21 protein-coding genes are annotated in these 25766 nt (G+C 41.2%); 15 read left to right on the plus strand and 6 right to left on the minus strand.

From position 1 onward, the window contains the following. Nucleotides 1–161 precede the first annotated feature (161 nt). Nucleotides 162–1184: a tryptophan--tRNA ligase gene (gene trpS, locus R3X26_RS04925; RefSeq protein WP_317716096.1), complete on the plus strand. Its 1023-nt coding sequence runs from the start codon at nt 162–164 to the stop codon at nt 1182–1184. Nucleotides 1185–1291: 107 nt separating this feature from the next. Here trpS and R3X26_RS04930 read toward each other — a convergent pair whose 3' ends face one another. Then, on the minus strand, nt 1292–2206 hold the full coding sequence (locus R3X26_RS04930; protein ID WP_317716097.1) for a LysR family transcriptional regulator: 915 nt from the start codon (nt 2204–2206) through the stop codon (nt 1292–1294). 117 nt (nt 2207–2323) lie between these two features. Here R3X26_RS04930 and R3X26_RS04935 point away from each other — a divergent pair, with 117 nt between their 5' ends. After that, nucleotides 2324–3235, plus strand: coding sequence for a DMT family transporter (locus R3X26_RS04935; RefSeq protein ID WP_317716098.1), 912 nt, complete (start codon nt 2324–2326; stop codon nt 3233–3235). A 71-nt stretch (nt 3236–3306) separates the two neighbouring features. Here R3X26_RS04935 and R3X26_RS04940 read toward each other — a convergent pair whose 3' ends face one another. Further along, nucleotides 3307–4200 (minus strand): LysR family transcriptional regulator, encoded by an 894-nt coding sequence (locus R3X26_RS04940; protein ID WP_317716099.1) that lies wholly within the window; start codon nt 4198–4200, stop codon nt 3307–3309. A gap of 121 nt (nt 4201–4321) precedes the next feature. Between R3X26_RS04940 and R3X26_RS04945 the strand changes: the two genes are divergently transcribed. The 10 genes from R3X26_RS04945 (at nt 4322) to R3X26_RS04990 (ending at nt 16548) form a co-directional block, all read left to right on the plus strand. Further along, nucleotides 4322–6346, plus strand: a complete 2025-nt coding sequence (locus tag R3X26_RS04945; RefSeq protein ID WP_317716100.1) for an alkyl/aryl-sulfatase — start codon at nt 4322–4324, stop codon at nt 6344–6346. Nucleotides 6347–6507: 161 nt separating this feature from the next. Beyond that, a complete protein-coding gene (locus tag R3X26_RS04950) occupies nt 6508–6822 on the plus strand; it encodes a DUF4144 family protein (protein ID WP_317716101.1) in 315 nt (104 codons plus the stop codon). Between the two features lie 469 nt (nt 6823–7291). After that, nucleotides 7292–8497, plus strand: coding sequence for an aromatic amino acid transporter (locus R3X26_RS04955; protein WP_317716102.1), 1206 nt, complete (start codon nt 7292–7294; stop codon nt 8495–8497). A gap of 167 nt (nt 8498–8664) precedes the next feature. Beyond that, a complete protein-coding gene (gene dbpA / locus R3X26_RS04960) occupies nt 8665–10050 on the plus strand; it encodes an ATP-dependent RNA helicase DbpA (RefSeq protein WP_317716103.1) in 1386 nt (461 codons plus the stop codon). A 379-nt stretch (nt 10051–10429) separates the two neighbouring features. Next, nucleotides 10430–10849: a D-ribose pyranase gene (rbsD, locus tag R3X26_RS04965; protein ID WP_317716104.1), complete on the plus strand. Its 420-nt coding sequence runs from the start codon at nt 10430–10432 to the stop codon at nt 10847–10849. 24 nt (nt 10850–10873) lie between these two features. Beyond that, nucleotides 10874–12379, plus strand: a complete 1506-nt coding sequence (gene rbsA / locus R3X26_RS04970; protein ID WP_317716105.1) for a ribose ABC transporter ATP-binding protein RbsA — start codon at nt 10874–10876, stop codon at nt 12377–12379. Beyond that, nucleotides 12376–13362 (plus strand): ribose ABC transporter permease, encoded by a 987-nt coding sequence (gene rbsC / locus R3X26_RS04975; RefSeq protein ID WP_317716106.1) that lies wholly within the window; start codon nt 12376–12378, stop codon nt 13360–13362. The genes rbsA and rbsC overlap by 4 nt, the downstream gene beginning before the upstream one ends. Before the next feature lie 74 nt (nt 13363–13436). Beyond that, a complete protein-coding gene (gene rbsB, locus R3X26_RS04980; RefSeq protein WP_317716107.1) occupies nt 13437–14315 on the plus strand; it encodes a ribose ABC transporter substrate-binding protein RbsB in 879 nt (292 codons plus the stop codon). A gap of 206 nt (nt 14316–14521) precedes the next feature. Then, nucleotides 14522–15442 (plus strand): ribokinase, encoded by a 921-nt coding sequence (gene rbsK / locus R3X26_RS04985; RefSeq protein ID WP_317716108.1) that lies wholly within the window; start codon nt 14522–14524, stop codon nt 15440–15442. A gap of 101 nt (nt 15443–15543) precedes the next feature. Continuing rightward, on the plus strand, nt 15544–16548 hold the full coding sequence (locus R3X26_RS04990) for a substrate-binding domain-containing protein (RefSeq protein WP_317716109.1): 1005 nt from the start codon (nt 15544–15546) through the stop codon (nt 16546–16548). On the opposite strand, the gene R3X26_RS04995 is transcribed toward R3X26_RS04990, so the two are convergent. The 4 genes from R3X26_RS04995 to R3X26_RS05010 form a co-directional block, all read right to left on the minus strand. After that, nucleotides 16537–17463 carry an amino acid ABC transporter permease gene (locus R3X26_RS04995; protein ID WP_411572394.1) on the minus strand — a complete coding sequence of 309 codons (927 nt, stop codon included), beginning with the start codon at nt 17461–17463 and terminating at the stop codon, nt 16537–16539. The genes R3X26_RS04990 and R3X26_RS04995 overlap by 12 nt on opposite strands. A 5-nt stretch (nt 17464–17468) precedes the next feature. Next, nucleotides 17469–18293 (minus strand): transporter substrate-binding domain-containing protein, encoded by an 825-nt coding sequence (locus R3X26_RS05000; protein ID WP_317716110.1) that lies wholly within the window; start codon nt 18291–18293, stop codon nt 17469–17471. A gap of 144 nt (nt 18294–18437) precedes the next feature. Next, entirely contained in the window at nt 18438–19232 is a 795-nt protein-coding gene (locus R3X26_RS05005) for an amino acid ABC transporter permease (protein ID WP_411572395.1), read from the minus strand. Nucleotide 19233: 1 nt separating this feature from the next. Beyond that, nucleotides 19234–19965, minus strand: coding sequence for an amino acid ABC transporter ATP-binding protein (locus R3X26_RS05010; RefSeq protein ID WP_317716111.1), 732 nt, complete (start codon nt 19963–19965; stop codon nt 19234–19236). A 303-nt stretch (nt 19966–20268) separates the two neighbouring features. Here R3X26_RS05010 and R3X26_RS05015 point away from each other — a divergent pair, with 303 nt between their 5' ends. The 3 genes from R3X26_RS05015 (at nt 20269) to R3X26_RS05025 (ending at nt 25762) form a co-directional block, all read left to right on the plus strand. Beyond that, entirely contained in the window at nt 20269–20901 is a 633-nt protein-coding gene (locus R3X26_RS05015) for a DUF2760 domain-containing protein (protein WP_317716112.1), read from the plus strand. After that, nucleotides 20901–22826, plus strand: a complete 1926-nt coding sequence (locus R3X26_RS05020; protein ID WP_317716113.1) for an Hsp70 family protein — start codon at nt 20901–20903, stop codon at nt 22824–22826. Before R3X26_RS05015 ends, R3X26_RS05020 begins: the two co-directional genes overlap by 1 nt. 71 nt (nt 22827–22897) lie before the next feature. Next, nucleotides 22898–25762, plus strand: coding sequence for an Hsp70 family protein (locus R3X26_RS05025; protein WP_317716114.1), 2865 nt, complete (start codon nt 22898–22900; stop codon nt 25760–25762). Nucleotides 25763–25766 lie beyond the last annotated feature (4 nt).

A 25766-nucleotide genomic window follows, 5' to 3' on the forward strand; every position in this document is an offset into this window, starting at 1 on the left:
CCCGATGAAATACATTTCAATGCCTACATCATTCTTCTTCTGGTGGCGCTCTAATTAGAGCGGCGCGGAATTTTTACATTCTTAAGCTGCTGGAAGGTAGCTAAGACTGTTATTTCTTTTATATCTCCAGTAGTGATCTATTTTAACCCGGAGATATACTCATGAATACAAAGCAAACTTTTGATAAACCAGAAATTATTTTAACCGGTGATAGAGCGACAGGGCCGTTGCATTTAGGTCATTATGTCGGTTCTTTAAAGCAGCGCGTTGTTTTACAAGCGCGGCATGAACAAACAATTCTTGTTGCTGACATGCAAGGCCTTACTGACAACGCTCATAATCCGAAAAAGGTATCATCCAACATTTTAAATGTCGTTGCAGATTATTTAGCGGTTGGCATCGACCCTTCTAAAACAACTATTTGCCTTCAATCACAACTGCCCGCTCTGGCTGAATTGACAATGTATTACAGTAACCTTGTAACCATCAGTCGATTAGAGCGCAATCCAACCGTTAAAAGTGAAATCCAAAACAAAGGATTTGAACGATCTATTCCAGCTGGTTTTCTTACTTACCCTATATCACAGGCTGCAGATATCACGGGGTTCAAGGCGTCTTTAGTTCCTGTTGGTGATGACCAGTTACCAATGCTTGAACAAACTAATGAGATAGTGAGAAAGATTAACGCACTTGCAGGGCATAATGTTTTGAATGAATGTAGGCCTTTATTGAGTACAGCATCACGCTTACCTAGCACAGATGGCAAAAGTAAGATGTCCAAGTCGATGGGCAACGCCATTAATCTTGGTGCCACTGAGAAGGAAATCTCCGCAGCGGTTAAATCGATGTATACCGACCCTAATCACCTGAGGGTTGACGATCCCGGCAATATCCAAGGAAATATTGTGTTTACCTATCTTGATGCTTTTCATTCAGATAAAGGCTATATCAGTCAACTAAAACAACATTATCAACATGGAGGACTTGGTGACGGAACAACGAAAAAAATACTGGAAGAGTGTTTGCAGGACATGCTCAGGCCAATAAGAGATAGAAGAGCAGAATTTCTAAACGATAAGGCTCAACTTGTTGATATTTTAGTAAAGGGAAGCCGGGTTTCTAGAGAAAAAACAGCGCAAGTACTGTTTGACGTAAAAGGTATTTTTGGACTGAATATTTTCTGATTAACTTATTTTCAACAACCAGCTTCGACAAGCTCATTGGAAGCGTCTGTTGAAGCTGGTTAGGTATTGAATGTTCCAATTTTTAATCATTTTTTGTCGTAGAAATTTTAGAGTAGTAATTGTTCTGCAGCTAGGAAATCAATAAAAGCTTTAAGTTGATTTGGAATGTACCTTGATTGTGGATATTGCGCCATAATGCTGCCTTGATAACCCCCTTTAATGTGCCATTCAGGTAGGACTTGAATTAGATCACCTGACGCGAGGTATTTAGCGACGGTGAAATCTGGAAAAATTGAAATACCTAATCCTTGTAATACCGCTTCTCGTCTTATTTCACTGTGGTTAACTGCCAGAGGGCCTTTAATTTTTAAGGTGTGCTTTTTTGCGCCCAATGTAAGAGTCCATGAATCATCAGCTGGTGTTTCACCATAGCCTATACATTGATGTGAAATGAGATCGCTAGGGTGGGTGGGTAAGCCATATTTATTAATATATTCGGGAGTGGCGCAAGCAATTCGCTTTACTGTACCGAGTGTTTTGGCAACTAAACGCTCAACAGGGTGCGTGGTAATATGAATAACAATATCAACCTCGCCACCTATCGGATCAATGTAATGGTCTGTTACTTTCCATTTTAACTGAACATTTGGATACGCTTTTACAAAGGCAAGAGTTCGTGGCATCAAAATTTGTCGAGCCAGTGCTTTAGGCGCAGCAACGGTAAGTTCACCTACGGCTTCATTTTGACTAGCTTGCGCTGCGTGAACCGCTTGTTTTGCCGATTGAAGCATCGCTAAACAAAGCTGAAAGACTTCTTCCCCAACACTGGTTAAACGAAGACTTCGAGTGGTTCTTTCGATTAACTTTTGTTGTAACGCATTTTCAAGTTTACTGATTGAACGACTGACTGATGAAGGCATTACACCTAACTTTTGTGCAGCTTTAGAAAAACTGCCTTCTTCTATAACACTAACGAATGTGGCCATTTCAGGCATCAAATTCATAATTTTATTTGTGTCCACAGCGCAATTATCCTTTGCATAATCACCTAATTGTTACGTTAAAGTTACTGATTTATATTATGTATGTCAAAGCAGTGAAATCATTCTCTGGCTACATCAGTAAAATAGAGGGACGGTATGAGTAATATTACGCCAGCAAGAAATACTAACAGTACAATTTATTTTCCTACTTTAGAGGCCGCACTTTTACTAGTGGCAATTTTTTGGGGTACAAGTTATGGGCTTACAAAACAATCGCTTATCTACACGTCCGTTATGATGTTTATAGCCATACGATTTTCACTAACTTGTTTAGTGCTGCTGCCAATGACAGTGAGAGACTTAAAAACAGCAAGGAGTTCAGATTGGAAAGTGGCGTTGCCAACAGGATTAATTTTGGCGGCTATTTTCGCATTTGAGGTGATGGGTGTATTTAAAACCACGGCCAGTAATGCTGCATTCTTGATCAGCCTATCTGTCATTTTTACTTTATTTGTTGAAGCGCTCATCAATAAAAGTGCGATTAACAAAACAATGTTGATACTCGTGTTAGCAAGTATTGTTGGGGTTTTCTTATTAACCCGTTCCACTCGATTTGAGATGGAATTAAATTACGGTGATTATTTTATTCTTTCTGCTGCTGTGTTGCGTGCATTGATGGTGACGACAACCAAAAAGCTGACCGATGGTAAAAAAATCACCAATGGAACATTAACTTGTATTCAATCATTTGTAGTTGCAATGTGCGCGTTAGGGATCGTGTTGATTGATTCTGACTTAAATTTTGAGCTTCCAACACATTATCTGTTTTGGGGAATGATGTGTTACTTGGTGGTTTGCTGTACTTTGTACGCGTTTTTTGTACAGAATCATGCAGTAAGGAAGTTATCACCAACCAAGGTTTCATTACTTATGGGCAGTGAACCTCTGTTTGGCGCACTGTTTGCGGTAGTTTGGTTAAATGAGAGCTTATCTATTATACAAATTATCGGTGGTTGTATAATTTTTGTTTGTGTGATTATGGCTTCATTGCTTAAAACAACCGATTGACCTGAACTGGCAGTAGAATTGGCCATCTTCAATTAACAAAACATGTTCCGCTTATTCTTCCAATAACCGCTCTACTTAAAATAGGATTTAATTTTGTTTCTTAACCATATACTTGACGGACTTTTCTTATCGCGATTGTGCACCATGAGACGGTGATTAATGGGGATAGAGGTAAATGGACTCGGTAGAATCAGAATATCGAGTTTATCGGCAAACATATGAGCAATGCTTTTGGTCATAATGGCGATACAATCACTGGTTGAGACCATCGACATTTGTGAAAGTAATGAGGTACATTCGGCGGCGACAGTCCTCTCCTGTAGTTTTTCTGTAGTGAAGTAATCGGCTAAATAGATCTGTTCTCTACGAAGCTTCAAGGTAATATGTCGCTCTTTATAAAAATCTTGTTCTGAGATTGAATCGATTATTCTTGGATGGCCTTTGCGTACAATTACACACATCTCATCTTCAAATAACATTTCTGTAAAAAAAGAGCTGGAAGCATGGTTAGAGAACTCAATAGCTAAGTCTGCCTGACGTTGCTGAAGGTCACTAATTAATTGATCTTCGTTTGAACGTGTAGGGTGCAATTCGATACGGACCTGACCAAGCTCAGTATCGGCCTCTATCATAGGTAACAGCATTAGCATGATCGGTTCCGAAGTGTACACCACAAATCGGTGTGGATATTCGGTATTAAAACCATCCAAGTTTTCTAACGCGTTATTAATTTGAATCAGGGCAGGCTCGATTTGACGGATCAACTCTCGAGCATGACGAGTTGGTGCGATACCTCGACCAGAGCGAATAAAAAGTTCGCTCCCTAGCTGCGCTTTCAGGCGTTTTAATAAACCACTCACACCTGGTTGCGTCATTCCCATTTCTTCTGCTGCAAGGGTGATGGATTGGTGACGATATACGGTTGCAAATACTTGAAGAAGATTTAAGTCGATTTTATCTATCATGAGCCATGAACCTATTCATAACAATATGTGATGTTTCAAATATAGTTTCATTTATATATTGTGATGTGTCAATTGGTTAAATTAGTCGCATACAAACTTGAGACACAAAATGAGGCTCAGCATGAAAACCAATTTAAATCCTTCAGTATTATCTTTAGCCGTTGTTATGTCATTTAGCGTTACTGCAAATGACTATGCTTCAATCGATACCTATGAAGGTAAACCAGCGACACCACATACGGTAAAAGCGAATGCGTTAATGTCTAAAACTCTGCCTTGGGACGATACATCCGCATTCGATAGAACAACACGCGGTTTGATTGCTGAGTTTGGTACACATGAAGCAGGAGAATTAAAAAATAGGTTTGAATACATGACAGATATGTCGGTTGAGGATTTACCGCCAACGGTTAATCCATCTATTTGGCGTCAAGGTATGTTGAATTACGCTGCTGGTGGCCTCTATCAAGTGACCGATGGTGTGTACCAAATTCGTGGGGCAGACCTTTCAAATATGACCATCTATCGAACAGAAAATGGTTATGTGATCCATGATCCTTTGCTTTCTAAAGAAGCAGCAGACGCCTCATGGAAATTTGCCAAACAACATCTTCCAGCAATTAATGGACAACACAAGATCACCGGTATGATTTACTCTCATATGCATGCGGATCATTTCGGTGGCTCTCGAGGGATCATCGAGTCTGGCGATTTTGATGAAAACGCAAAAATTTACGCGCCAAAAGACTTCCTTAAAGAACTCGCGGATGAAAACGTGATTGCAGGGGCAGCGATGAGTCGACGTGGAAACTATCAATACGGAACCACGTTAGATAACAACACCAAAGGTATTGTTGATAACGCATTAGGCTTGGGGACATCGCGTGGCGTTGTAACCCTTGTTGCGCCGACAGATGAAATTCAAGAACGTGAAAAAATAATCACAATTGATGGGTTAGATTTTCACACAATTAATATGCCCGGCGCAGAAGCACCAGCAGAGATTGTGGTTTATGTACCGGCTTATCGCTCGCTAAATACGGCTGAGTTAACTTACGATGGCATGCACAATATATATACTTTCCGAGGGGCAAAAGTGCGTGATTCTTTGGTTTGGACTAAGTACTTGACTGAACTCAAAGTACGCTTCGTAGATAGTGGCCTAGTTGATAATATTCATGCGGCACACTCCGCTCCGGTATGGAATGAACCAAGTACTGATATTAATGAAGTCTCTGAATATATGACGTTACAACGTGATAACTATGGCTTTATTCATAATCAAGCGATGCGTTTAGCCAATCATGGTGTCACTATCAATGATGTGGGTAGAGAGATTGAGAAAATCGTCCCTAAAACGCAACTAGATACATGGCACACTAACGGTTACCACGGTTCATACAGTCACAATGCACGTGGGGTAGTGAATCTATATCTTGGTTATCACGATATGAATCCGGTCAATACTAACCCGCTTCAATCGATTGATAAGTCTTGTGTCTATGTGAATGCCGCTGGTGCTGACGTTCTGTATAATGCGGGTCAACAGCACTTTGATAACGGTGAATACCAAGAGGCATCTCAGTTATTTAATGATTTAGTGTTATGCAGTCCCCAGAATATTGACTATCGTTTTGCATTGGCGGACAGTTTTGAACAACAAGGCTACCAATCGGAAACGATGGCATGGCGTAATAGTTATTTGCAAGCCGCTGCAGAACTCCGAACGGGTGAAATTTTACCTTCGATTAAATTGGGCTCTCCTGATGTTATTGCCAACACACCAACAGGCATGTTCTTAGATTTCGTTGCGGTAAGCCTTAATGCGCCGAAAGTAGAGGCCGCGGGACTAGATTTTACCTTTGGTGTGCGCCATCCAGATATTGATGAGCAATACTATGGTGAAGTATCTAACGCCAATATGGCCAACATTCAAGTTGCGACGATGCCAGCAGTCGATTTTGAACTAATTATTAACAAAACGGACTTTACCAAGGTAGTATTAGGAGAGACAACACTGGATACGTTACTTGAATCTGGCCAAGCAGGCATTAAGGGTAATGGGGCATTATTAGACCAATTGAGCGAAACACTGGACACTTTTGATGGCTTGTTTGAAATTCTGCCAATGCCGACGGAATCTTAGTTTGGGCTAGTATCAATAGAAATGTCGATACAAGTATTGACCAGAAAATAAATGATTAATTAAGCGGTTTCAGACATATTCTGAAGCCGTTTTGTATTATTGGTACCTTAACAGCGATTGATGTTAATTGGGTGCGTGAAAGAGGTTGGGAGAGGTATTATATGGTTAACTGGCCTTGTGTCTTAAAATTAGAAGGTGACAATGAGCTCGAGTATTTTAAATCAGAAGTAGAGTTTATGAGAGAGTGTAACTCGCTGATTTTGAGTGAAGATGATCATCTAATCGATTCAGTTGGTCAATGTTATTCATTAAACTACAGCAGCTACAAGAATATAATGTTGGAGCCGCTTAGTCGCACTTACTCAACGGACGAAGTGACACTTTTAATACAGGCTCACGAGTTCTCTAAAGCTGAAATGTGCTTAACAAAAATTCAGTTTGCGAGTGTGTTCGATGCAATAAATTCGTTATCGTGAAATGAGGAAATCTAATAAGTGGTATATTGTCAGAAAAAATGGATGATTAGGGAAACCACAAAATTAAATTTTTGTCGTTCTATAAATTCAATACTTACTTAAACTTTGTGGATGGTTTAGCGATATTTTCTTTAGCTTCTGCCTGTTTAAATTTCGAGTACCCACGAATAATTGCTATGTTTTTTTACCCAATTATATTTGGTTGTGCGTTAAGGCTTCAGTCTAGATAAATAACAGTTGAAACAAACGGCTGTAAATTTTTATTCGATTGCTAATAAACCCAAACGGTAATTTTTAAATTCATGTAAATATTTCGATACACATTGTCGCTTGTGATTTTACGGGTTTTTTTGAAGTATGCTGTCACATACGACACAATTCAGCCTTAGTAGCCAATTATTACTGCATATAAACTAAAGGTTGATGGGGTAATTGATTCATTCACGCATACTGTAAAGAAAAATATACGATGACAAGATCGAAGATTTTAGGTAGTACCTTAATTATCGCTGGGACGACCATAGGCGCAGGTATGCTTGCGCTTCCATTAGCTTCCTCTGGAATTGGCTTCGTAGCGTCACTTAGCATAATGCTAGTCTTGTGGTTATTGATGACTTATACCGCACTACTTATGTTAGAGCTTCATCAGCATGCCCCTTCAAATGCAACTTTGCATACTTTGGCCGAGCAATTTTTAGGGGGTAAAGGGAAATGGGTTGCAAGTATTGCAATGCTCTTCTTGTTTTATGCGCTTTGTTCCGCGTATATCGCGGGTGGCGGTGCGCAGTTTGCCGGTAGGCTTACCCAGTTAACAGGGATAGAGGTGGGTGGTTCGATTGCCACGATTATCTTTACCGCTATTGTTGCCTTTATTGTTACGGTTGGAACACGAACGGTTGATCACATTAATCGCGTTCTTTTCAGTATGAAATTGGTGGCGATGGTGGTTGTGTTATTTTTTCTCGCTCCCAATGTGACACAATCTTATCTACTTAACATGCCTTTGCAACAAGGACTTATTGTCGCTTCTATTCCAGTCATATTTACCTCTTTTGGTTTTCATGGCAGTATCCCTGCCATTGTAAATTATCTGGATGGTGATACCAAAGCGCTGAAAAAAGCGGTGGTGATTGGATCGGCGATTCCTTTGGTGGTTTATCTGTTTTGGCAAGTCGTGACATTGGGCGTTATTAGTCAACAAGAATTAGTCGAAAGCAAAGGGTTAACGGCTCTAATTTCTGCTTTGGCCACAAAAATCCACTTCAGCCAGCTTGAGCAAATTATCGGTATTTTTGCTGATCTTGCACTGCTTACTTCATTTTTAGGGGTTAGCCTAGGCTTGTTTGAGTATCTTGGTGATTCACTAAATAAAAATGCAGATAAACAGAACCGTATTATTTCGGCGTTGGTCACATTTTTGCCGCCAATGTGTTTTGCGCTGTTTTATCCGCAAGGTTTTATTATGGCACTTGGGTACGCAGCTATCGCTTTAGCGGTGTTAGCGCTCTTTCTTCCAGTCGCGATGATCGTAAAATCAAGGAACGATAGCCGCTATCAAGCCACTTATAGAGTGAAAGGTGGCGCAGTTCCGTTAGTAGTCGTTCTGTCTTTTGGCGTAATGATCGTTTCAGCCCAGTTTTTAATTACTGTCGGTTATTTACCGTCACTTGGCTAATTGTAATAACACAGAGTCCAAATTCACGCTTATCTGCTAGAATTCTTGAATAAAGACGTTAAGACCAATTTATCAGTAGCGCAAACATAACTAATGGTTGTAATAGACATACGATACAGTTATCTTGCGCTTCGCAATTTGTCACTCTCTAACTGAAGGATACTCTTTTGAGCCAGCTTCCATTTTCTACCCTCACTTTATCGCCTGCATTACTGCAAAACTTGGACACTCTTGGTTATACATCAATGACTCCAATACAAGCTAAAGCATTACCCTTAATGCTAAAAGGTGTTGATGTTATTGGACAAGGGAAAACCGGCTCGGGTAAAACGGCGGCATTTGGGCTGAGTTTGTTAACCAATCTTAATGTAAAACGTTTTAGAGTTCAGTCGTTGGTACTTTGTCCAACAAGAGAGTTGGCCGATCAGGTTGCAAAAGAGATTAGAACACTGGCTCGTGCCATCCACAATATTAAAGTTCTGACCTTGTGTGGTGGTATGCCAATGGGGCCGCAAATTGGCTCACTTGAACACGGTGCCCATATTTTAGTTGGTACGCCGGGACGTATTTTAGATCATCTTGAAAGAGACCGAATTGATCTTTCCGAGTTGAATACTTTAGTGCTCGATGAAGCAGACCGAATGTTGGATATGGGCTTTCAAGATGCACTTGACGCGATAATTAACCAAGCACCGTCTCAGCGTCAAACATTGCTGTTTAGTGCCACCTTCCCACAACAAATCAAAGCGGTTGCCGATCGTATAATGCAAAAGCCTGAATTAGTAAAAGTGGAAGCAACCCATGATGATTCAAGCATTAGCCAATTTTTTTACGAAGTGGGTGACAATACCGATCGTTTAAATGCGGTGAAAAAACTTCTGTTAAAACATCGTCCAGAATCTGCGGTTATTTTTTGTAACACCAAACGTGAAGTACAAGAAGTCGCAGAAGAGCTATACCAAGAAGGGTTTGATGTTATTGATTTGCATGGTGATTTAGAACAACGTGATCGTAATCAATCATTAGTCCAGTTTTCCAATAAAAGTATCTCTATACTCATTGCCACCGATGTTGCTGCTCGTGGATTAGATGTCGATAATTTAGATATGGTTATTAATTATCAACTTTCTAGAGACCCAGAAGTTCACGTACACCGTATCGGTCGTACTGGTCGAGCGGGTAGCAAGGGAATGGCATGCAGTTTATTTAGCAACAACGAAATGCATCGCGTCGCCTTAATCGATGAGTATATGGATATGCCGATTACTCCGGTTTCTTTGCCAAATGAAGCGGTGTTAAGCGAGCCAACTTACCAAGCGGAAATGATTACCATAGAAATTTCTGGCGGTAAAAAACAGAAAGTGCGTGCTGGTGATATTTTAGGGGCATTAACCGGACAAGATGGTATTGATGGTAAGAAAGTAGGCAAAATCAACTTATTTGATATGCGTTCTTATGTTGCTGTGCATAAAAATGTGGCGAAAGCGGCACTTAAAAAATTAGAAAATGGCAAACTGAAAGGGCGCAAATTTAGAGCTCGTATTTTAAAGTAGTACTTAATATTTATATTGCTGAGCCGTATTTTCCAGTAATGACATAAACAATATCAACCACCTTGCTGTCGCAAGGTGGTTTTTTTAATTCTACTTCCTAATTTTAGTGCCCGTAAAACTTTGCTTATTACTCGCTAAACTCTCTCTACTAAGTGATGGACCTCTGTTTTTTATCGACTGTTCTGTTGATTTTAACGATCTTTATCACACATTGTTTTTTGTTAAGGTGTATTTTTTTTGTTAGCCGTTATATTTCATCGAAACGTATCGATGGCTTTATTTTTATATCGAAACGTTTCGATGGAAATTAATGACTTCGCTTGTTGCAGAAAATAAAGCAACAATAATGAATTTGGTTGCACACACTTAGGTTATCGATATGAAAAAGACACGCCTGCTAAACTCGCAACTTTCTTACCTTGTTGCCACATTGGGACACACAGATGAAATTACCATAGCGGATGCGGGATTGCCTGTGCCAGATGGTGTTGAGCGCATCGATCTTGCGTTAACCCAAGGTATGCCTAGTTTTCTTCATACTGTCGAAGTTCTACTCAGTGAATCTCAAATTGAAGGGGTAGTGATAGCAGAAGAAACGAAACACAATAACCCTCTGGTTCATGAGCAACTTCTCATTTTATTGGAAAAAGATAGCGAGCTAACAGGCAAAAAAATCAGCGTCAGCTATGTTTCTCATGAAACGTTTAAAGAACGGTCTTTTGGCAGTAAAGCGGTAGTACGGACGGGAGAGTGCACTCCTTACGCTAACGTTATTTTTCAAACCGGTGTGACGTTTTAATGACCAGTAAAGTGGGGAATAACAATGACTAAAGCGATATTAGAGTTGAATGGAATTGATAAATCCTTTCCTGGCGTGAAAGCACTCGATAACGCATGCCTTACAGTTTACCCAGGTCGCGTGATGGCGTTGCTTGGTGAAAATGGAGCCGGTAAATCGACTTTGATGAAAGTATTAACCGGCATTTATTCGCTAGATGCGGGTGAAATTCGTTATCAAGGTAGTAACGCTCAGTTTAATGGGCCGAAACATTCTCAGGAAGCGGGTATTAGTATTATTCATCAAGAATTAAATCTTATTCCTGAGCTGACCATTGCGGAAAACATCTTTTTAGGACGTGAAATAGTATCGCAATTCGGTCGGATTAACTGGCCTGAAATGTTTAAGCAAGCGGATGCGTTACTGGCGCGATTGAATGTAAAACACAGTTCTAAAAAGCTACTGGGCGAATTGAGTCTTGGCGAACAACAGATGGTAGAGATTGCCAAAGCACTGTCATTCGATTCTAAAGTGATCATTATGGATGAACCGACTGATGCGCTTACTGATACCGAGACGGAATCATTATTCAGCGTTATCAATGAACTGCGTCAGCAAGGATGTGGCATTGTTTATATTTCGCATCGACTCAAAGAAATTTTCCAGATCTGCGATGACATTACCGTTTTGCGCGATGGCAAGTTTATTAAGCAATGTAAGGTTTCAGAAACCAACGAAGATCAACTGATTGAATCGATGGTTGGACGCAAACTTGAAGAGCAATACCCCAGAATTAATGCTGGACACGGAGCACCGTGTTTGCAAGTACAAAATTTGGTTGCAGTAGGTGTTGATGGCGTCAGCTTTTCGTTAGATAGAGGCGAAATTCTGGGTATTTCTGGCCTGATGGGCGCGGGACGTACTGAGTTAATGAAAGCGATTTATGGTGCCTGTCCTAAACAAGCGGGCCAAGTAATGTTAGATGGCCAAGTCATTAATCCACGAAGCGCCCAAGAAGGTTTAGCGAAAGGCATTGCGTATATATCGGAAGATAGAAAAGGCGATGGCTTGGTACTGAGTTTGTCGGTAAAAGAAAATATGTCATTGAGTTGCCTAGATAAATTGAGCAAAGGTATTCAAATACAGCATAAAGATGAAGTTAAATCGGTCGAGAACTTTATCAACTTGTTCAACATAAAAACGCCGACTCGCGATCAAATTATCGGTAATTTATCAGGTGGTAATCAGCAAAAAGTTGCGATTGCTAAGGGGTTAATGACCAATCCTAAGGTACTAATTTTAGATGAACCAACTCGCGGTGTTGATGTGGGAGCAAAGAAGGAAATCTATCAACTTATTAATAAATTTAAAGCCGAAGGGATGAGCATTATTTTAGTGTCGTCAGAAATGCCAGAAGTATTAGGAATGAGCGATCGTATTATTGTGATGCATGAAGGGCGCATCAGCGGTGAATTTGCTGCAAAAGATGCTAACCAAGAACAACTTATGGCTTGTGCCGTTGGTAAGAACGCCAGTGAGGTAGCAGCATGACGAACCATACAACAACGAAAAAGATAGAGCCAATGCAAGATAAAAAATTGTTTACAAAAGAGTGGTTAATAGAACAGAAATCCTTGATAGCTTTGTTGTTCTTAATTGCGGTAGTGTCATTTCTTAACCCGTATTTTTTTACAGTCGATAACATCTTGAATATTTTACGCCAAACCTCGGTGAATGCCATTATTGCCGTGGGGATGACATTAGTGATCCTTACCGCTGGTATTGATTTAAGTGTTGGTTCCGTTCTCGCTCTTAGCGGTGCTTTTGCCGCCAGTTTAGTGGCGATGGAAGTGTCGGTGTTTATTGCTGTTCCTACAGCGTTATTGGCTGGTGCGGCTCTAGGTGCAATCAGTGGCATTATTATCGCTAAAGGTAAGGTACAAGCCTTTATTGCGACATTAGTGACGATGACCTTATTGCGCGGGGTCACAATGGTTTATACCGACGGACGACCAATATCAACAGGCTTTACCGATACTGCCGATGCGTTCGCATGGTTTGGAACGGGTTATACGCTAGGTATTCCAGTACCAGTTTGGATTATGGTCATCGTGTTTGCAGCGGGTTGGTATGTACTAAACCACACTCGATTTGGACGTTATGTGTATGCGCTTGGTGGTAATGAGTCGGCCACTCGTCTCTCTGGTATAGATGTTGACCGTGTAAAAATTGGTGTTTATGCCATTTGTGGCCTACTTGCCGCTTTGGCTGGAATTATCGTGACTTCACGTTTGTCTTCCGCTCAGCCAACCGCGGGAATGGCTTATGAACTAGACGCTATTGCGGCGGTGGTATTGGGAGGGACCAGTTTAGCCGGTGGACGTGGGCGTATCATGGGCACTCTAATTGGTGCATTGATCATTGGTTTTTTAAACAACGCATTAAATTTATTAGATGTATCTTCTTACTATCAGATGATTGCAAAAGCCGTTGTGATTCTTCTGGCAGTGTTAGTAGACAATAAAAATAAGTAACTGTAACAACTTTAACGTAAACAACATGAGCTAAGTTAGCCTTTAGCTCCCCTACGAAACAAAGGACTATAACAATGAAAAAGATCGCAACTATTTTATCAGCTGCCGTTCTGTCAGCCTCTATGAGTGCCAGTGCATTCGCTGAAGATACATTAGCCGTAGTGGTATCGACGCTCAATAATCCATTCTTCGTCTCTATGAAAGATGGTGCCGAGAAAAAAGCGCAAGAGCTAGGTTATAAACTTATTGTGCTTGATTCACAGAATGATCCAAGTAAAGAACTTTCAAATATCGAAGATTTAACCGTTAGAGGAGTGAAAGCGATTCTCATTAATCCAACCGATTCAGACGCAGTTTCTAATGCTATTCGTATGGTTAACCGGACTGATATTCCAGTGTTAACATTAGACCGTGGAGCAAGTCGCGGTGAAGTTGCGAGCCATATTGCCTCTGATAACGTAGTGGGTGGTGAACTTGCCGGTAACTTTATTGTTGAAGCCATCGGTAATAATGCAAAAGTCATTCAGTTAGAAGGTATTGCCGGCACCTCGGCAGCACGTGAACGTGGTGAAGGCTTTATGAAAGCGGTTAACAATAGCAAGTTACAGCTGCTAGCAACCCAGCCTGCCGATTTTGACCGCACTAAAGGTTTGAATGTTATGGAAAACTTATTAGCGGCAAATCCAGATGTGCAAGCTGTATTTGCACAAAACGATGAAATGGCACTAGGAGCCCTACGTGCGGTACAAGCATCTGGAAAAGAGGTGATGATTGTTGGTTTTGATGGCACGGATGATGGTGTTGCTGCTGTTCAGCGTGGAGATTTAGCGGCGACAGTTGCTCAGCAACCAGAGCTGATCGGTGCGCTAGGGATTGAAACCGCTGATAAAATTCTAAAAGGTGAAAAAGTAGAAGCTTACATTCCTGTCCCTTTAAAATTGGTTCTTAAATAATCGTATAACTCACAGAGGTCATTCGGTTCGTCACTCTCTGTACCCTTGACAGTGAGTGACGGTATTCGGTCAATTTTTTATACAAGTCTAACGGTTGTACCTTTAATTGCTTTGTAAATACGCTTTTGACTTAAACAGCCAGTAGATACTGAAGCGATACTTACCTTAAAATTAATAAGTAAACTTTCACATAATAGGTTGAATCTATGAGTAGACTGATTGTTGTTGGTAGCGTGAATGCAGACCATGTTTTAAAAGTCCCCTCTTTTCCAAGGCCCGGCGAAACCCTCCATGGTAATGGATATCGCGTTATAGCAGGCGGTAAAGGAGCCAATCAAGCTATCGCATCAGTACGTTTAGGTGCCGATATTGCTTTTATTGCTAGTGTTGGCGATGATGATTTTGGTATTGGTATCAAACAGAGTTTTGCCCAAGAAGGCATTAATACCGACGCAGTATTGGTTGAGCAACACACTCCAACCGGCATAGCGATGATCCAAGTGGCTGAAACAGGAGAAAATAGTATTTGTTTATCAGCTGAAGCAAATGCCAAATTAGATTCGGAGCGTATTCAACCTTATTTACCGTCAATACAGCAAGCAGAATTGGTATTAATGCAGTTAGAAACACCGCTTGATGGTATTGAACTTGTGGCTAGAACGGCCAAATCGGCGCAAACTAAAGTGGTGCTAAACCCCGCTCCCGCCAAACCATTGACAGATGAACTGCTTAGTTGCATTGATATTATTACTCCCAATGAAACCGAGGCGGAAGTACTGACTGGGGTGGTTGTCGTTGACGAACTATCTGCAAGGCGAGCCTCGAACGTCCTACATGCAAAAGGCATTGCTACCGTATTGATTACCCTCGGCGAGAAAGGGGTATGGTTGAGTCAGGCAACCGGTGAAGGCGAGATCATTCCCGGTTTTAAAGTCGCCGTTACCGATACTACTGCTGCTGGCGATACATTTAATGGTGCATTAGTAACAGGATTGTTAGAAGGTAAAAACTTGCATGATTCAATTCAGTTCGCGCATGCTGCCGCGGCAATATCAGTGACGCGTTTTGGCGCACAAACATCAATTCCTACTCGACAAGAGGTAAACGATTTTATTGAAGCTTGTTAGCAAAGAGAGTGTCAATATAATCAAAGCGTTAATATAAAATGAGCATTAATATGAAAACAACGTTAAGCTGACGACGTTTTTAAATTGAATAAGGTAGTGACATGGCATCGATGAAGGATATTGCGAAATTAGCAGGGGTATCAACCTCAACGGTGAGTCACGTAGTCAATAAAAGCCGTTATGTAAGCGAAGCAATAACCGAACGCGTGGAAAAGGCAGCCATCGAGCTTAATTATTCGCCTTCGGCTTTGGCGAGAAGTTTGAAGATGAACCGAACACGTACCATCGGTTTGTTAGTGACCACCTCGACGAATCCTTTTTTTGGCGAAGTGGTAAAAGGAGTAGAGCGGCGTTGTTACCAGCAAGGCTACAATCTTATTCTGTGTAACACTGAAGGGGATCAGGCTCGAATGAAGGATTCGATAAATACTCTACTGGAAAAGCGAGTGGATGGTTTGTTACTGCTTTGTTCGACCCTAGAAGGGCAACATTTAGATGTTTTTGATCGCTATAAAAATATCCCAACAGTGGTGATGGATTGGGGTGAAACCCATTTTCCTAGCGATAAAATAAAAGATAACTCAGAGCTTGGTGGCTACATGGCCGCCAAGCATCTGATCGAGAATGGACATACAAAAATCGGTTGTATCACCGGGCCATTAGAACGTTATCAAGCTAAAATACGTTTCGCAGGATTTAAACAAGCATTGCAAGATCAAGGCCTAGAGCTAAACAAAAATTGGGTAATACCGTCCAACTTTGAGTGCGATGGTGGCTACGATGCTTTTAATACTCTATTTGATAAAGGCCCGCTGCCAACGGCCATTTTTGTTTGTAATGATATGATGGCGATGGGGTTGATTAATGCAGCCCATGCAAAAGGCATTCGAATTCCACAAGATATATCGGTAATTGGTTATGATGATGTTGATATTGCCCAATTTATGGTGCCGGCACTGACGACTATTCATCAACCAAAGTTCCGCTTAGGTAAAACGGCCGTTGATACCTTGTTAAACCGTATTGATAAAAGCAATAAAGAGGTTACACAGGTTCAGTTAGAACCAACTTTAGTGGTTAGAAACAGCGTTAAATCACTTAGCTAAGTGCTTACGGCTGGCGGTCTCAAAGTGAGAAAACAGCAGTGATAAACTAAAGCATAAACCAAAGTAAGCTAAGCCAACTAATAACCATATTTCAAAAATAAGTCCTGATGAGTTGGCTATTTCGGTACCAACAAAGGTTAACTCTTGTATTGAAATAAGGGAAACAATAGAAGAATCTTTTACTAATGAAATAGCCTGTCCCGCAAGAGGAGGAGCGATTGCACTGATAACTTGAGGCGCGATAACGTATCTATATTTGGCCCAAATTGATAATCCAAGTGCATCTGCTGCCTCCCATTGGCCTTTCTCTATTCCTTCTAATCCTGCTCGTACTACTTCAGCAATATAAGCGGCAGAAAGTAAGCCAACACAAAAAACACCAGAAAACAGGTTTTCCCATAAACTCGCTTGGCCAAAAAGAATGGTCCAAATAGTCGCGTGATCAGTTGAAGCATTTCTAAATATTTGATCCATGCCGAGTAACGGAATGAGTTGATTAGAGATAAAAAAGTAGAAGATAAAGACAAAAACTAAAGGCGGTATATTGCGAATTAATTGAATATACGCCGTTGCCAACATGCGAAAAATAGCGTTGTTGGCATGCCTAGCAATACCTAAAATCACGCCTAAAACAACAGAGAAAATCACGCCCCAAATGCTCAGGCGTAAAGTGTACATCAAGCCTTGAAAAAAATACGGCATATCGCCATTGGCTCGCGGAGTAAAAATAAGCTCAATAGCATTTGCCCAGTTCCATTGATAATTAATACCAATGGATGAGCGGTAATATAACCAGCCAATCGTCAATGCGATTAGGCCAATTAGGATATAATCTAATCGACCTAATCTACGCGATGGACGCAACGGTGTTGGCTTTTTTCTCCTGGTTGTACTCAAGGTACCTGTCGTGCTCAATGTGTTTATTGTCCTTGTGCTATCTGGTTTTGCCAATCTAACGTAGCGAACCAATATTCATAGCGTTCTTGTAACCAACCATCTTCGGTTCTCGCTTTGATCCATTGATCAAAATAGGCTTTTTTATCTTCTTCGCCTAAACGCACTGCAAACGCTTCATTGCCTTTTGATAATCGTTCACTGAAAGGTAAGAACAGCACTTGTGAATTTTTAATCACTTCTTGTTCTGGTTTTGGACTAGAAGCGATTACGGCGTGTGCATTGCCATTCAACACTTCTTGAAAGGCTTGTGCGTCATCATCAAATTGTAAAATTTTCGCTTTGGGAAAGGTTTCGCGTGCAACTTGAACGGTGAAGGCACCGCGACGCGCCGCTATTTTAATTTTGCGAGAATTAAAATCACTAAATTGACTAAATCCGGCAGCGAGTTCTTTATTGGCGGCTACTTGAACCCCTGAATGAGAATAAGGAGTACTAAATAGAACGCTTTTGGCGCGTTCTGGAGTAATAGACATTCCACCAATGATAACATCGAACTTCTTGCCAAGAAGCGCAGGAATAATACCGTCCCATGCGGTGGGAACAAATTCAATCTTCCAGCCTGAATCCTCAGCTAATCGTTTTGCTACATCGATTTCAAAACCAATCAATTCGCCTTGTTTATCTCGCATAGCCCAAGGAACAAAAGTAGACATTCCGACTCTTAAAGTCCCACGCTGATTGATTTCGTCTAAGTTTAAGGTATCGTCTAAATTAGTCGTATTCGCTACAGTGGGCAGCGATAATAGTGACGCTAATAGGCCAATACACGCATTTTTAATTAATTTCATGCAGATTCTCCATTTTTGCTTATTATCCGTATTTATATCTTTAAGTATTAAGTATTAAGTATTAAGTATTAAGTATTAAGTATTAAGTATTAAGTATGGGCTGGTAATAACTTTTTGTTACTGTGAATAAATGCTGTTCTTCTATTATTGAGTTCGCCATTGCGCACCCAGTCTATGTTCAAGTAGTGCCGCAAAAGCGGATAGCGACAGAGTTAATAGAAGATAAATACCTGCAACAGTAAACCAGACCTCAAATGGCATCGCTGTTTCAGAGACAATATTACGCCCCTGAGTAGTCAAATCAAAAATAGCCATTACACTAACAATAGATGAATTTTTGACTAAGGAAACCACTTCATTGGTAAGAGGCGGTAACGTTTTTTGAATTACTTGCGGCAATATGACATCGCGATACGTGTTAAAGCCTGACAGTCCAAGAGAACGAGACGCTTCAAATTGACCTGCAGGAATACTGTTTAAACCGGAGCGAATTATTTCTGCTGTATAAGCGCCTTGAAATAATGCCAATGCTAATACGGCGGTAGAAAATCTATCCAGTCCAATTACAGGGCCAAAAACAAAATAAAGTAAGTAAATTTGCACCAATAGCGGTGTGTTTCTGATCAACTCTATGTAACTTCTGGCAAGCATTCTGCCAACAATTGAATCGGATAATCTAAGTAAAGCAGTAACTAATCCTATGATTAAGGTCGCGATCAGGCTTAACAATGAAATATGTATGGTTACGAGTAGGCCGTCAATCAATTCACCTGACCACCATTCTCCATCTTCAAAGATCAAAATATACTCGCCAACTCTATCCCATTGCCAAGTGTAACCCATTGCCTCTGCACCGTGGCTGAGTAACCAATATACGCCGATCAGTAACAAGACAATTTGACTTATGGCGGACAAAACGGGTTTAAATACACGTTTCATATTAATGGCTTAATATTTGATTTAAAAAAGCACGAGTGCGTTGATGTTGTGGATGAGTGAACAATTGTGTTGGTGGGGCGGTTTCTATTATTTTTCCTTGATCCATAAAAATAACTCGGTCGGCTACTTTCTTAGCAAAGCCCATCTCATGAGTAACACAAATCATGGTCATACCCTCTTTGGCTAACTCAACCATCACATCAAGCACTTCATTTATCATTTCTGGGTCAAGAGCCGAAGTCGGCTCGTCGAACAACATAATAGAAGGTTTCATACAAAGGGAGCGGGCAATAGCGACACGCTGTTGCTGACCACCTGACAATTGTATTGGATATTTGTCGGCCTGTTGGACAATATCAACGCACTCAAGAAAATGCATTGCACGGCTGTTGGCTTCGTCTTGGGACAGTTTTAATGTTCGTATTGGTGCTAAGGTTAGATTTTGCAATACGGTTAGGTGTGGAAAAAGATGGAAATGTTGGAATACCATACCGACTTTACCTCTCTGTTTAGAGAGATTGCCGCTATCGAGTACGGTGATATTACCAGCGTCGTATTGCTCAAGACCATTAATACAGCGGATTAGTGTCGATTTCCCTGAGCCAGAAGGACCACAAATAACGACAATTTCGCCCTGCATTACTGAAAGACTGATTTGGTCTAAGGCTTGAAAATCGCCGAACCACTTGTCAACATTACTTAACTCTAACGCTTTGTGGAATGATTTGCTCAATTTTTATCCGTTGTTTTTATTGGTAATTTAATTTTTATAATGGATATAGCCAGTTTTATATCATAGTCATTACGTTAACTATACAAATCAAAGTGAAATATTACATTTTTATATTCGTGATTGCTAATAGTTGACAGTGTTTAATTAATTATAGTCGCAAGAATCGACTAAGCAGACAAATTTTGTCACCCAAACAATCTTGAATTATGGGACAATACGCCCAATTATTTGTTGATACTTTACAGGTTGCTGTACGACAATGTGTAAAGCACCCTTAGAAACTCCATTTGAAGAGAGCGTAAAATGATTTTTGACTTAAATTTGATCCCTACTACTTTTGATATGCTTCATGGTGGCCTTGCGGCGTCATCGCTTTTACTACTGATTATTGCTGTTGCACGTAAATCTAAAGTCATTGAGAAAACGGTTGAAGTGCCAGTAGAAAAAATTGTTGAAGTGGAAAAACCAGTAGAGAAGATTGTTGAAGTAGAAAAAGTGGTTGAGGTTGAAAAAGTCGTAGAGAAAGTGGTTGAAGTTGAATCCAAATTAAAGACCGCAACTACCGACTCGGCAATGCAGTTGTTGGCGATTATGCAACAAGAAGCGAGATTGGTCGACTTTCTAAAAGAAGATTTAGGCGGATTCTCTGATGATGAAGTGGGCGCGGCTGCACGAGTTATCCATGCAGGTGGTCAGAAAGTGCTGTCAGAATACGTTTCTTTATCGCCTATTAAAGAGCAAGAAGAAGAGTCTCGAGTGACGATTGAAGAAGGTTTCAACCCTCAATTAGTTCGTTTGATTGGTAACGTAACAGGCAATGCTCCATTCAGTGGTACTTTGATTCATCGCGGTTGGAAGGCTGATAAAATAACCTTGCCAAAATTATCAGAAAACTATGATGCTTCGGTTATTGCACCAGCTGAGGTTGAGCTTTAATGGAAAACATTTGTTCTGCGAATAATGAGACAAAATACAGCATTGGTATTGATTTAGGTACCACCCATTGCGTTCTATCTTATGCGGAAATTGACGCGGAAAATTCCGTGGTCAAAACCTTTAAAGTACCTCAGCTCGTTGGTCCGGGTCAGGTAAAAGAACTCTCTCAACTGGGTTCATTTTTGTATCAAGCCTCTGACTATGAAATGGGTGAAGGCTCTAGAGTACTGCCTTGGACCACTGAACCAAATGCTTTAGTCGGTGCCGTTGCTCGCAACTTAGGTGCAAAAACACCGATCAGACTTGTCGCGAGTGCAAAGTCTTGGCTATGCCATGCTGGCGTAGATCGCCGCAGCGCATTTCTTCCTCAAGGTAGTCCTGAAGAAGTTGCCAAAGTTTCGCCTCTTACGGCGACCAAAACGTATCTAGACCATTTAAAAAGTGCTTGGAATCATAGCCATCCGCAACATTTACTTGAAAACCAAGAGATAACGATTACGGTTCCGGCCTCTTTTGATCCTGCTGCTCGAGATTTAACCGCGGAAGCCGCGAGAAATATTGGTTTAAAGCATCTTACATTATTAGAAGAGCCACAAGCTGCTCTATACAGTTGGATCAACAACAATGAAGACCAATGGCGAAATGAAGTAGAAGTTGGTGATGTAGTATTAGTGGTCGATATTGGAGGCGGAACAACCGATTTATCTTTAGTTGCTGTGACTGAAGAAGAAGGGAATCTCAATCTAAATAGAGTGGCGGTTGGTGAGCATATTTTGCTCGGCGGCGACAACATGGATCTTGCGCTTGCTTATCGTATCAAAATGAAGATGTCTCAACAGGGTAAAGAGATGCAACCATGGCAAATTCAGGCCATAACGCAAGCGTGTCGAGACGCAAAAGAGATCTTATTGGAAGATTCTGATGTGCAATCAGTGCCGATTGTTATTCCAAGTCGCGGATCCAAACTGTTAGGTACCACACTGAAAACAGAATTGACTAAACAAGAAGTTGAACAGACGTTAGTGGAAGGTTTTTTTCCTCAAGTGACGATAGATCAACACCCAATAGAGAAAGCGCGTAGTGCTTTAACGCAAATAGGTTTACCCTATGCACAAGATGCAGCCATAACGCGTCATATTGCGGCGTTTTTGTGCAAACAAAATAACGCAACACAGGATGTGTTCGCAGGAATGTTTGGTCAGCCTCAAGCCTTAGAATTTATCAAACCAACTGCTATTTTATTTAATGGTGGAGTACTGAAATCGAGCTTACTAGAAACGCGTCTTACTGACACGATTAATTCCTGGCTTGCACAAGCGGCCAGTTCTGAAAAAGCGAACGGTCCTGCACACACGAACAGTCCTGAACAAGCAAATACCCCTGAACAAGCAAATAATCCTGTAGCGAAAAAGTTAACCGGTTTAGATCTAGACCTGGCAGTGGCTAGTGGTGCTTGTTATTACGGTGCGGTTAGGCAAGGTGACGGCGTGCGTATTCGCGGCGGTATTGCCAGCAGCTATTACGTAGGGATTGAGAGCGCAATGCCGGCTATACCAGGTTTCCCTGCGCCAATGGAAGCGATTTGTGTTGCGCCATTTGGAATGGAAGAGGGCTCTCATTGCCAAGTTGAAAACAAAGAGTTTGGTTTGATTATCGGTCAACCGGTCCAGTTTCAATTTTATGGCTCAACGACTCGGCGTGAAGATCAAGCCGGAACGCATTTGGATTTTTGGCAACCTGATGAACTGGAAGAATTACCAGAAATACAAGTTACATTGCAAGCCACTGATGGACGAAACAGTGGGGACATTGTTCCCGTTACTTTGGCTTCGCGCGTGAGCGAATTAGGGACGCTTTATCTCGAAGCGATTGCTACTGACAACGGTCAGAAATGGCATGTTGAATTTGATGTTCGAGAAAATTAACGAGCGGTAGGTTTAGTACCATGAGCAAAACACGATTTTGCTCAATAAAATCGGTTTAAAAAGGAAGTGTCATGGCTACTCCGCGTTATTTGGTCGGTATAGATTTAGGTACCACTAATATTGTTGTCGCGTACTGTGAAATTACTCAGCAGCTTAAAGATTCGCCAATTTCGATATTCGAAATAGATCAATTAATCGCACCGGGTGAAGTGAGCCGTAAACCGTTATTGCCTTCATTTCGTTTTCATCCTGCTCAAGGTCAAGTGTCGCAGAGCGACATGATATTACCGTGGGAAAATCAACGAGTTGAAGGCGATGTTGACTTTGCTATTATCGGCGAGTGGGCTAGAGAACTAGGCGCTAAAGTTGAAGGACGTCAGGTTTCAAGCGCAAAAAGTTGGCTGTCTCATCAAAGTGTTGATCGAGAGTCTGATATTTTGCCTTGGGTTGCCAGTCAAGATGTTGATAAAGTTTCTCCTCTAGTGGCGACCGCCAGTTATCTTAACCATGTTAAGCAAGCATGGAATTATCATAATCCAATTAATGTGTTGGAAAACCAAGAAGTTGTGATAACTGTACCAGCATCGTTTGATGAAAGTGCGCGTAAACTCACCGTAAAAGCGGCTAAGTTAGCCGGCTTGACCAATGTGGTTCTATTAGAAGAGCCACAAGCGGTTTGTTATGACTGGTACGCTCGCCATGCTGATTCTGCTAACACAGAGTTACAAGAAATACCTTTAATTCTGGTTTGTGATGTTGGTGGCGGAACCACCGATTTAAGCTTAATTGAAGCTAAGTTTAATAACAGTGAACTTGCGTTAAATCGTATTGGCGTTGGTGAGCACTTGATGTTGGGGGGAGATAATCTCGATCTTGCATTGGCTCATCTCGCGGAGCAAAGATTTAGTAATCAAAAAAAGCTCAATGCCTCAAGTCTGTCTAAACTTATTCAGCAAACTCGTAAAGCGAAAGAAAGTCTGTTGAGTCGAAATGATCAACAGCAGGTAAAAATCACCATGTTAGGTAGTGGCTCGCGTTTGATTGGTGGGACAAAAAGTGTCGATTTATCTAAACAAGAAGTCCATCAAATTGTGCTTGAGGGATTTTTTCCTAGTAGTAGTCTTACTGATTTACCAGACAAAAGACGCAGCGCGGTTATTGAGTTTGGTCTGCCTTACGTGGCTGATCCTGCGGTTACCAAGCATATTGCTGAATTTATCACTCAACACCAATCGGTAGCAAAAAATGCTTTAGGTTGGCAAGTTGATAATTCGAAACAGAATGACGGTTCTGTTCATGACCTAAAAGCCGAACAACCCATTGTTCCTGCTGGTTTACTGCTTAATGGTGGTGTGTTTAACAGTGAATTAGTAACCGATAAACTGACTGATATTTTGACTCAATGGCGTGGTGCGCCTGTCACCGTGCTAGATAATCCGCATCCAGATCTCGCGGTTGCATTGGGTGCGGTTGCTTTTGCTAAAGCTCGCCGAGGTGCGCAGTTAAAAATTGGTGGCGGTTCGGCTCGTTCTTACTTTCTTCATTTAGCGGAGAAAAAAGGTTTCGGTAATGCTTTGTGTCTATTGGCAAAAGGTATCGAAGAAGGGCAGGAAATTCGCCTGTCAGGGCGTAGGTTTTCTCTTACTCTTGATGAGCCAGTACGATTTAATTTACTAACCTCGATTCACAATGTATTAACGGACAATAAACCGCCAACCAACGGCGCTATTTATGCAGTCAATACCGATATTTTCACTCCTTTACCGCCTTATATCACCACATTAGACAGTACCGAAACACAGAAAAACAACACAGAATTACATGCTAACCAAAAACAGCGAGTAGAGGTTCAACTTGCCTGCAAGTTAACAGAAGTAGGTACATTACAGTTGGAATGCGTGAGCATAGAAAATGACCAACAACGCTGGGCAGTAGAGTTCGAAGTAAGAAAGCAACAAGCATCTGAACAAGAGCCAGACAGTCTATCACCAAATCTTCAATCTGCATTAGATCTGATTTCCGTAATTTACAGTGGCAATAAAAAAAGTGCTGATCCCAAAGCAATAAAAATGCTGGTTAAGCAACTAGAACATAAGTTAGGTAAACGAGCTGAGTGGGATTTTTCTATCTCTAGGCAACTATTCGATGCCTTTGCCAAAGGTAGAAAACGTAGACGACGGTCGGAGCAGCATGAACGTAACTGGCTTCGGCTATCTGGCTATGCGTTACGACCGGGTTTTGGTGATCCAACAGATACATGGCGTATTGAACAGGTTTGGGGTCTTTATCCGCAAGGCATTCAATATCAAAACCACCAGGGTTGGAGTGATTGGTGGGTATTTTGGCGACGTATTGCAGGTGGCTTAAATAAGCAGCAACAAGAGACTATTGCGACTGATATTGTCAAATATTTGCACCCGGGATCATTACGTAATCCGAAAGTAGCAAAAGAAGCCCAAGAAAAAAGTTATGAAGCAATGGTGCGTTTAGCCGCCTCTTTAGAGCATCTTGATGTTGAAGATAAGACATTGATGGCTAAGTGGTTTATGAATAAAGCTGTGAACGAATCTCAATTCGCACAAGCTCATTGGTGGGCGTTGGGTCGACTGGCTGCTCGTCAACTTATGTATGGTAGCCAGCATTCCGTGCTGCCTAGAGAGCAAGTTGAGCATTGGTTACCGACTCTGTTAGAGCAAAATTGGATTAAAGAACCGATTATTGCCTTCTCTGCCGTTATGATGTGTCGAAAAACCGGTGATCGTTTATTTGATATCTCGGATGACATCAGAACAAAAGTTATCGAGAAACTACATAAAAGTCGTTCCCCCAAGGCGTGGTTAGAATTAGTTCAGCAAGTCAAACAGATGGACGAAACTGAATCTAAGCGCGCATTTGGTGACGCGTTACCACACGGGTTACATTTAGTCCAAGACTAAACAT

Origin of the sequence: Vibrio sp. TH_r3 (assembly GCF_033101115.1) — a bacterium.
Classification (GTDB): domain Bacteria; phylum Pseudomonadota; class Gammaproteobacteria; order Enterobacterales; family Vibrionaceae; genus Vibrio.

Coding starts and splice junctions, on each gene's coding strand:
- trpS (WP_317716096.1), top strand. CDS start 162: ATGAATACAAAGCAAACTTTTGATAAACCAGAAATTATTTTAACCGGT.
- R3X26_RS04935 (WP_317716098.1), top strand. CDS start 2,324: ATGAGTAATATTACGCCAGCAAGAAATACTAACAGTACAATTTATTTT.
- R3X26_RS04940 (WP_317716099.1), bottom strand. CDS start 4,200: ATGATAGATAAAATCGACTTAAATCTTCTTCAAGTATTTGCAACCGTA.
- R3X26_RS04945 (WP_317716100.1), top strand. CDS start 4,322: ATGAAAACCAATTTAAATCCTTCAGTATTATCTTTAGCCGTTGTTATG.
- R3X26_RS04950 (WP_317716101.1), top strand. CDS start 6,508: ATGGTTAACTGGCCTTGTGTCTTAAAATTAGAAGGTGACAATGAGCTC.
- R3X26_RS04955 (WP_317716102.1), top strand. CDS start 7,292: ATGACAAGATCGAAGATTTTAGGTAGTACCTTAATTATCGCTGGGACG.
- rbsD (WP_317716104.1), top strand. CDS start 10,430: ATGAAAAAGACACGCCTGCTAAACTCGCAACTTTCTTACCTTGTTGCC.
- rbsA (WP_317716105.1), top strand. CDS start 10,874: ATGACTAAAGCGATATTAGAGTTGAATGGAATTGATAAATCCTTTCCT.
- rbsC (WP_317716106.1), top strand. CDS start 12,376: ATGACGAACCATACAACAACGAAAAAGATAGAGCCAATGCAAGATAAA.
- rbsB (WP_317716107.1), top strand. CDS start 13,437: ATGAAAAAGATCGCAACTATTTTATCAGCTGCCGTTCTGTCAGCCTCT.
- rbsK (WP_317716108.1), top strand. CDS start 14,522: ATGAGTAGACTGATTGTTGTTGGTAGCGTGAATGCAGACCATGTTTTA.
- R3X26_RS04990 (WP_317716109.1), top strand. CDS start 15,544: ATGGCATCGATGAAGGATATTGCGAAATTAGCAGGGGTATCAACCTCA.
- R3X26_RS05000 (WP_317716110.1), bottom strand. CDS start 18,293: ATGAAATTAATTAAAAATGCGTGTATTGGCCTATTAGCGTCACTATTA.
- R3X26_RS05005 (WP_411572395.1), bottom strand. CDS start 19,232: ATGAAACGTGTATTTAAACCCGTTTTGTCCGCCATAAGTCAAATTGTC.
- R3X26_RS05015 (WP_317716112.1), top strand. CDS start 20,269: ATGATTTTTGACTTAAATTTGATCCCTACTACTTTTGATATGCTTCAT.
- R3X26_RS05020 (WP_317716113.1), top strand. CDS start 20,901: ATGGAAAACATTTGTTCTGCGAATAATGAGACAAAATACAGCATTGGT.
- R3X26_RS05025 (WP_317716114.1), top strand. CDS start 22,898: ATGGCTACTCCGCGTTATTTGGTCGGTATAGATTTAGGTACCACTAAT.